This is a genomic window from Sphingorhabdus sp. (assembly GCF_044239665.1).
GTDB lineage: Bacteria > Pseudomonadota > Alphaproteobacteria > Sphingomonadales > Sphingomonadaceae > Sphingorhabdus_B.
Genome location: NZ_JBIIBA010000046.1, coordinates 1 through 7788, shown reverse-complemented (window position 1 = coordinate 7788; position 7788 = coordinate 1). Strand labels below are relative to the sequence as shown.

Sequence of the window (7788 nt, the reverse complement as noted above, 5' to 3'; positions counted from 1 at the left end):
TGGTCAGACCGCATAAAGGGTTCGACGGCGCTTTTGAACGTGCCCACGCGATAGATATTGGCCTTTACCCCCAATTGGTCGAGCAATCCCTTATAATAAGGCTGCGATCCCCCTGGGCCTGCCAATAGAGCACCGCCAAGCGGATCCATCCAAATCTGTGTTGCATGCGCGGCCAATTGATAGCTGTCATCGGTATATGCGGTTGCAAAGGCATAAACCGGCTTGCCCGCCTTTTTGACGGCATCAATGCTATCTCCAATTGCGGAAAGGCTGGCTTGTCCGCCGCCCATGAATCGTTCCATGTCCAACACGACCAGCTTTACGCGCGCGTCACTTTCGGCAAGCTTCAACGCGCGAATGATGTCGCGTTGACGGATTTCGCCGACAGGGGCCGACGACGAAGTGAGCGCCGTCAACGGGTCAATGCCAGCCGGCTGTTCGGCCACCACGCCATCCAGCTTGAGCAGCAACGCACCATCACGGACCATCGCCGGGTTCGGATTTGCATTCAACAACGCGAAAATGGCAGCAAAGAAAAGCGCCAGAAACACCAGCACAAACAAGTCCTTCACACCAACCAAAATTTTCCAGCTGACACGCATAAACTGCATTTTTCGATATCCTAAAAAATCCTATGATTAATGTAAGCATTTCAGCAGCAATTGCCACTAATGTTTGAAAAAAAACCTTTATATGGCGAAATTATAACGGTTGGAAGCAGCTGAAATGGGGTCAGCAAAAGGCGTGGAGCAAGACACGCAACAGAAAAGGGCCGCTGGCGTTAACCAGCGGCCCTTAAACATGGGTCAGCGGTCGGACGCCCGCTGCCGGAAGTTGCTTTCATGCCGTGACCGGCATCGCTGATGTGCTCAGCGGCCGATCTCCCGAACGGAATTATCCGACCTCTTAACTGAACCATGAGACATCGGATCACCTCCTTTCGTTGAATGGAATTTGCTTGCATCAAACATTTATCTGCCCTCCGCATTTGTGAAGGTGAATCAAACCCTGCTTACAAACAAGTCTTGTAATAAAATTTTTTTCTGCCAAAAATTATGGTTCTGCGCCGCAAGTAATCGCGTCGTGATTAACCCCGACAATCTTCAACTATGCGCGTCAATTCCGCCCATGACGGCAGGATGACGGGCGGCTGCCCCTCGATTTCAACCAACACACGGCCACGGCTAAAGGCCATGGCATCCAGAATTGGATCGGTCGTCGCGATTTCGGCCGCTAGATAGGCTGGGCCTGCATCACTTGCCGTCGCCGACACGGTTTTTGTCATGGTCGATGTGCGGATGACCATCTGCGTGCCGGGTGCGGATACTTCGCGTGATACTGTGACCCGGCGGCTCTCTGCATCGCAGCGAAAGTTGACGGTCGCGTTGCGTCCCGGCGCGCCGAACTGCGCAACCGAATTGCGACCATCGCGGCGGTAGGTCCAGTTACCAGGCGTAAAGGGCCAGTCATTCCAATCGCCGGTCAATCGCAGCGGCGGCGGCGCTGCTAATGGTGGCGGCGCGGAAACAATCTTTGGCGCAGCGGGAGGCGGCGGCGCAACGCACGCGGCGAGGGCCAGCACGGCGAAGAGGGTTATGAGGCGCGTTTGCATTGCTTTGTCTTATGGCCAAATCCTCCACGCTGCGCTAGCGCATTGCGGCATGGCGACCAAAAAAACACGATTAGATCAAATCATCCTGGATCGCGGCCTTGCCGAAAGCAAGACCCGCGCGCAGGCGCTTGTGATGGCAGGCCATGTTTATATTGGCGACGCCAAGGCGCAAAAGCCCGGACAGCAAATCGCTGAGGATGCCGAGATCAGCGTGCGCGGCAGCGACCATCCATGGGTATCCCGCGGCGGCATTAAACTTGCACATGCGCTTGAAGTGTTCGCCATTGATGTCACCCACAACATCGCTATCGATGTGGGGTCATCGACGGGCGGCTTTACCGATGTGCTGCTGACTAATGGTGCAGCCCGCGTGTTCGCCGTCGACAGCGGTACAAACCAGCTGGCATGGAAACTTCGCCAAGACCCGCGCGTCATTGTCCATGAACAAACAAGCGCGCGCATCTTGACCGACGTACATATAACCGAGCCGGTTGACCTCATCGTCTGCGACGCCAGCTTCATTGGCTTGGCCAAGGTGCTTGCGCGGCCATTATCCTTCGCCAAAAGCAAGGCGCAGCTCATCGCGCTCATTAAGCCCCAATTTGAAGCAGGCCGCGAAGAAGTGGGCAAAGGCGGCGTCGTGCGGGACGCAGACGTGCACACACGCGTTTGCGACGAGGTAAAAGCGTGGCTAGCTAACCAAAATTGGACAGTGCATGGCCTGACGACCAGCCCTATCACTGGGCCACAAGGCAATGTCGAATTTCTGATATGGGCGCAAAACGCTTAAACCCATATTCATACGACAGCGTCTTGTTTAGGTTTGAGGTTTAAGCCTTGTACATGCCATTGACCCGCGCTGCGTAACGCTCACGAATGACATGACGCCGGATTTTCATGCTTGGCGTCATCTCACCATTATCGATGGAAAAGGGCTCATCTGCAAATTCGAACTGGCGCACTTTTTCGGTGACAGAAACATCCGCATTCACGCGGTCAACCGCAGCGCGCACCGCAGCGCGAAATTGCGGATTGGCTTGCAGGTCGGCAAAGTCAAATTTTATGTCCTGCGCCTGCGCCCATTCTACCGCCCATTCGGGATCTGGCACGATGAGGCCAACAATATAAGGCCTTTTGTCGCCGGACACCATCGCCTGCAATATCTCGGGCTGAAGCGTCAGCATGCCTTCGATCTTTTGCGGCGCGATATTGTCGCCCTTGTCGTTGACGATTAGGTCCTTCTTGCGATCGGTAATCGCAATGCGGCCTTGGTCATCAATATGGCCAATATCACCCGTGTGCAGCCAGCCATCAATGAGAACGCGATCGGTCTCGGCTTGGTTACGCCAATATCCCTTCATCACCAAAGGCCCGCGCACCAATATTTCGCCATCCTCGGCGATTTTGACCTCCGTGTTTTTCAATGGCGGCCCAACGGTGTCCATTTTGATGCCTGTGCTTGGCCGATTGCAGCTGATGACCGGGCCGGATTCGGTCTGGCCATAGCCTTGCAGCAGGGTAATGCCCAAGGATTGGAAAAACACCCCAATGTCGGGGTTCAGCGGTGCGCCGCCGGACACCATGGCTTTCATCCGGCCGCCAAAGCGCGCTTGGATTTTTGGCTTGATTGTGCGCGACAAAACCAATCGCATCGGCGCATCGACCAGACGTTTGCGCCCGGAATAATCCCGCTCTCCGATGGTCAGCGCCTTGTCGAGCAGATAACTGGGCAGCTTACCTTGCTTTTCGACGGCCTTGATCATCCGTTGGCGCAACACTTCAAAAAGACGCGGGACCACCACCATGACTGTGGGCCGCGTTTCTTCGATATTGGAGGCCAGCTTCTCTAGCCCTTCGGCATAATAGATTTGCGCGCCAACGCCGATCGGCAGAAATTGCCCGCCGCTATGTTCATAGGCATGCGACAAAGGCAGGAACGACAAGAAAACTTCTTCTTCGTCCAAGCCAAAATCTTCCCGCAGGACTGCCGCTGCGCCGTCGGCGTTATGCAAAATTGCGCCATGATGCTGCATCACGCCGCGTGGCGCCCCGCCTGTGCCGCTGGTGTAAATGATGCAGGCCAAATCGTCGCGGGTAACGGACGCCATAGCCGCTTCGCTGGCGCGGACGTCAGCATCGGTACCGTTGACCATGTCGGACCAGCGATGCACCGACAATTGCCCCTGTTGCATCGCTGGCTGGGGGTCCATAGTGATAATGAACTCTGCCTGCGAAGACCGCAGCGCCGCTGGCGTCAATGTCTTGGCAAGCTTGGCCGTCGATACGATGACGGCGCGCGCATCGCTATTGTCCAATATATGCTGGTGGTCGCGCTCGGTGTTGGTGACATAGGTCGGCACAGTCACGCAACCTGCCGCCATGATACCCAAATCCGCGATGCACCATTCGGGGCGGTTTTCCGACACCAGCATGACTCGGTCGCCCTTTTGAAGCCCCAATTGACGCAGCGATTTTGCAAAGCCGGCAACTTGTCGCGCAACGTCCGACCAGCTGATCGAATGCCAGGCATCGTCCTGCTTTGCCCATAAAAATGGCGCATTCCCGCGATGGCGCGCGCGCGCAAAAAACATTGTTACAAGATTAGGGAAGCTGTCAAAGTCGTCAAACTGTTCAGCAGCCATATATGCTCTCCTGCAAATTTTCCGCCATGCTATGGCCTGTTTTGTTATCCTATTTGCGGTAGCGCCACTCGCAATCTGGTGCAATGCGTGTCTTTTACCCAACGCTGGGCAAAGGCACTTCCGCAGCGGCGGGGGGCCGGATGATCGTGACCTTACCCTTTGCATCTATGGTCGCCGATGTCCCTTCGCTCCGTGGATCTGCGGCACCTGTCCAAGCGCCGTTAAGATATTGCGCGCCGTTCACCTTTGACCCGAGGTCAGCCACACGCACTTTTTGTCCGAACGTGGCAATCTGCTCCGCCATTGCGGCGAGCGAGGTGTCCTGTTCCAACTCCAACTGACCGCCACCAAAATAGATATTCGGTAATGCTATCGCTTGATCAAGCGGCAAACCGAAGTCCAGCACACCAATCAGCGTTTTGGTCACATGCATGATGATCCGCTTACCACCGGCCGAACCAAGCGTCAGTACCGCGCGACCATCACGGTCAAAAACCATCGTCGGCGACATCGAAGATAAAGGCCGCTTTCCGCCAGCAACGCGATTTGCCACGGGCGCTCCGTCTTTTTCAGGGGCGAAAGTGAAATCCGTGAGTTCGTTGTTCAAAAAGAACCCACCTGCCACAAGCTGACTGCCAAACGGACCTTCAATTGTGGACGTCATATTGGCGATGTTACCATTTGCATCGACCGCAGTGAAATGCGTCGTGCCAGCAACTTCACTCGAAATCGCGGCAGTGCGGGGCCCAGCACCGGGTGGCTTGCCTGCAGGATAGTCGCTACGCGCTTTTTCCGGATCAATTAGCGCCGAGCGTTCCTGTATATATTCGGGGTTCAAAAGTCCGGCGACCGGCACGTCGACAAAGGCATCATCAGCCAGATATTTTTCGCGGTCTGCATAAGCCAGCTGCATCGCTTGGCCAATCAGATGCCAGCTTTTGGGGCTATCCTTGCCCGTTGCCGTCAAATCAAAACGCTGCAACGTACCCAAAATCTGAAGCACGGTGGTTGCGCCCGACGAAGGCGGCGCCATGCCGCACACAACATAGACCCGATAGGGCGCGCACACAGCCCGCTGTTCTTTGGCACGATATTGCGCGAGATCGCTCATCGTCATGTCACCGGGGCTGAGCTTGCTGGTGGTGACAGCCTGCACAATCTGGCTTGCAATCGGCCCCGTATAAAAAGCGTCAGGCCCTTTTTTTGCCAACAGCTTCAACGTTGCTGCAAGTTTTGGATTTTTAAGCTTCATGCCTGCCGTAACGGGCTTGCCATTACGCCAATAAATCGCGCGGGCCTCATCGAAATTCGGCCACAGCCGTTGAATGCCCTGCAACCGTGACTCCAAGGTTTTGTTGACGATGAAGCCTTTATCCGAAAGGCGGATTGCTGGTTTAAACACTGTCACCCACGGCAGCTTGCCCCATTTTTGGTGCGCCTGTGCCATCAACTGTATGTTACCGGGCACGCCAACCGAATGCCCTCCTTGAAACGCCTCAAGAAAGCCCAGTGGCTTGCCATCTGGTCCAACAAAACGGTCGGCCTTCGCCGCCGCTGGCGCAGTTTCCCGTCCGTTTATAGTCGTCAACAGGCCCTTCGCGCTGTCCTGATACAATAAGAACCCGCCGCCGCCGATGCCGCTCGACTGCGGTTCAACTACGGTCAGTGCAAGCATCATCGCCATCGCCGCATCCGCAGCAGAACCGCCTTGGCGGAGCATTTCCATCCCCGCTTCTGTGACACGCGGATCAGCCGACGACGTCACGCCGACATTTTGGGCGGTTGCGGCTTGGGTGAAAAGGATGGCTGATGCGGTGAACGCGAACAATGATTTTTTCATGCCCCCAACTTAGCCGCCTTGTGTGGATAAAGCCAAGCGCAGATTTATCCGTCGACGCCAATGGCCTCAGCTATGTTGGTAAACCCGTCGGCCTGCAAAAGGCGCGCAAGCTGTCTATTGATCCTGCGCGCGAGGCCGGGACCTTGATATACCAAAGCGCTGTAGATCTGCACCAAAGACGCACCGGCGCGGATACGGGCATAAGCATCTTCAGCTGACTTGATGCCGCCCACACCAATCAGCGGGAGTTGCCCGCCGCTTGCCTTGCGGAAATCGATCACGCGCTGCTGCGCTATATCGCGCAAGGGCGCACCCGAAAGTCCGCCTGCCTCACCTGCGTGCCGTGATGCCAGCGCAGGGCGCGATATCGTTGTGTTCGATACAATCAACGCAGCGATACCCCGCGATAGCGCGACGCCAACAATATCATCAATGTCCGCAGGTTGAAGATCTGGGGCAACCTTCAAGAACACAGGCGTGTCCCGCGTCCGCGCCGCCATCACCTGCGCCAGCAAGTCATCCAGCGCGGCCTTGTCCTGCAAGGCGCGAAGGCCCGGCGTATTGGGCGAGCTAATATTGACGGTCAGATAATCCGCCAGCGCCTCCATGTTACGCACACCAATGACATAATCCGCCACACGGTCAGCACTGTCCTTATTGGCGCCAATATTGATACCAATTGGTCCTGTCCGTGCATTTTCAGGAATGTTCCGCAACAGCGCAATCGCCGCCTGCTGCCCTTCATTGTTAAAACCCATACGGTTGATGACCGCTTCATCCTCCAATAGGCGAAACAGCCGCGGCTTTGGGTTGCCCTCTTGTGGTAACGGGGTCAGCGTCCCCACCTCAGTAAAGCCAAAACCCAGTCGCAGGGTTTCAACCGGAACCTCTGCGTTTTTGTCATAGCCAGGGGCAAGGCCGACGGGGTTCGCAAATTGCAAGCCCGCAAATGTCTGGGTCAGGACTGGGCTATCCGAACCAAGCGACGGAAGCGGCATAAGCTTTAGCGCGGTCAGCGACAGATTATGTGCGGCCTCGGCATCAGCCTTGAACAAAAAGGGGCGTGCGAACTGGTATAACATGACCGAGTCTATTCACGAGTATCACGCCAGGTGCAACGCTCCGTTAGCTGTGCGGCGGGACTTTTTCTTAACACTTTGGCCGAAATTGTCAAATCAACCGGCACGCAATGACGAATTTATGCTATCCTAATTTTACATGCCATTGCAATTATAACGCGCGACCCAAGGGCTTTGCTGTCGAAAGACAAAAGTTCTTTTCCTATAAAGACCCGCTTTTTGCGGGTCTTTTTTTGCCTCATGCCCTGCGCTTGTATACACAAAGCTATTCATGGATTGGGGTGGATCTTTTCTTTTACACACGCAGCGGTGTTATCTTCGGCTGCAGGAGCTGGTGGCTTTGCCTTGCGCCTACGCAAATTGGCACGCAACGCTTCACGCAGCCGCTCTGCCTTGATCCGCTCTTTGTCCTCTGCATCTTTTGCCAATGCCCTTCTCCTTTGTGCGCGCCGTCGCTGTGCCGCGCGATGCCAAATGGCAAGCTGCGACGCAAGCCGCTTGACATTAAGCCCCAGCCTTCGCATAGGGCCGCACCTTCGGTATTGCTGCTGTAGCTCAGTGGTAGAGCGCGTCATTGGTAATGACGAGGTCGGGAGTTCAATCCTCCCCAGCAGC

General features: G+C 55.6%; 7 protein-coding genes and 1 tRNA gene. 2 read left to right on the top strand and 6 right to left on the bottom strand.

All coding sequences use genetic code 11. The features are described 5' to 3' along the window. A partial coding sequence (locus ACILP3_RS10220) for a S49 family peptidase (RefSeq protein ID WP_395616528.1) occupies nt 1-602 on the bottom strand: 602 nt, incomplete at its 3' end. Nucleotides 603-1087: 485 nt separating this feature from the next. Next, nucleotides 1088-1612, bottom strand: coding sequence for a hypothetical protein (locus ACILP3_RS10215; RefSeq protein ID WP_395616527.1), 525 nt, complete (start codon nt 1610-1612; stop codon nt 1088-1090). A 49-nt stretch (nt 1613-1661) separates the two neighbouring features. Here ACILP3_RS10215 and ACILP3_RS10210 point away from each other — a divergent pair, with 49 nt between their 5' ends. Further along, a complete protein-coding gene (locus ACILP3_RS10210) occupies nt 1662-2402 on the top strand; it encodes a TlyA family RNA methyltransferase (RefSeq protein WP_395616526.1) in 741 nt (246 codons plus the stop codon). Nucleotides 2403-2442: 40 nt separating this feature from the next. Here the strand turns inward: ACILP3_RS10210 and ACILP3_RS10205 are convergent, their stop codons facing one another. From ACILP3_RS10205 to ACILP3_RS10190, 4 genes are all read right to left on the bottom strand, one after another. Continuing rightward, a complete protein-coding gene (locus ACILP3_RS10205; protein ID WP_395616525.1) occupies nt 2443-4254 on the bottom strand; it encodes an AMP-dependent synthetase/ligase in 1812 nt (603 codons plus the stop codon). Between the two features lie 94 nt (nt 4255-4348). Next, a complete protein-coding gene (gene ggt / locus ACILP3_RS10200) occupies nt 4349-6094 on the bottom strand; it encodes a gamma-glutamyltransferase (protein ID WP_395616524.1) in 1746 nt (581 codons plus the stop codon). Between the two features lie 44 nt (nt 6095-6138). Beyond that, nucleotides 6139-7176, bottom strand: coding sequence for a quinone-dependent dihydroorotate dehydrogenase (locus tag ACILP3_RS10195; RefSeq protein WP_395616523.1), 1038 nt, complete (start codon nt 7174-7176; stop codon nt 6139-6141). 266 nt (nt 7177-7442) lie between these two features. Further along, entirely contained in the window at nt 7443-7601 is a 159-nt protein-coding gene (locus ACILP3_RS10190; protein WP_395616522.1) for a hypothetical protein, read from the bottom strand. A gap of 116 nt (nt 7602-7717) precedes the next feature. On the opposite strand from ACILP3_RS10190, the gene ACILP3_RS10185 reads away from it, so the two are divergent. After that, nucleotides 7718-7788 (top strand) — tRNA-Thr (locus tag ACILP3_RS10185).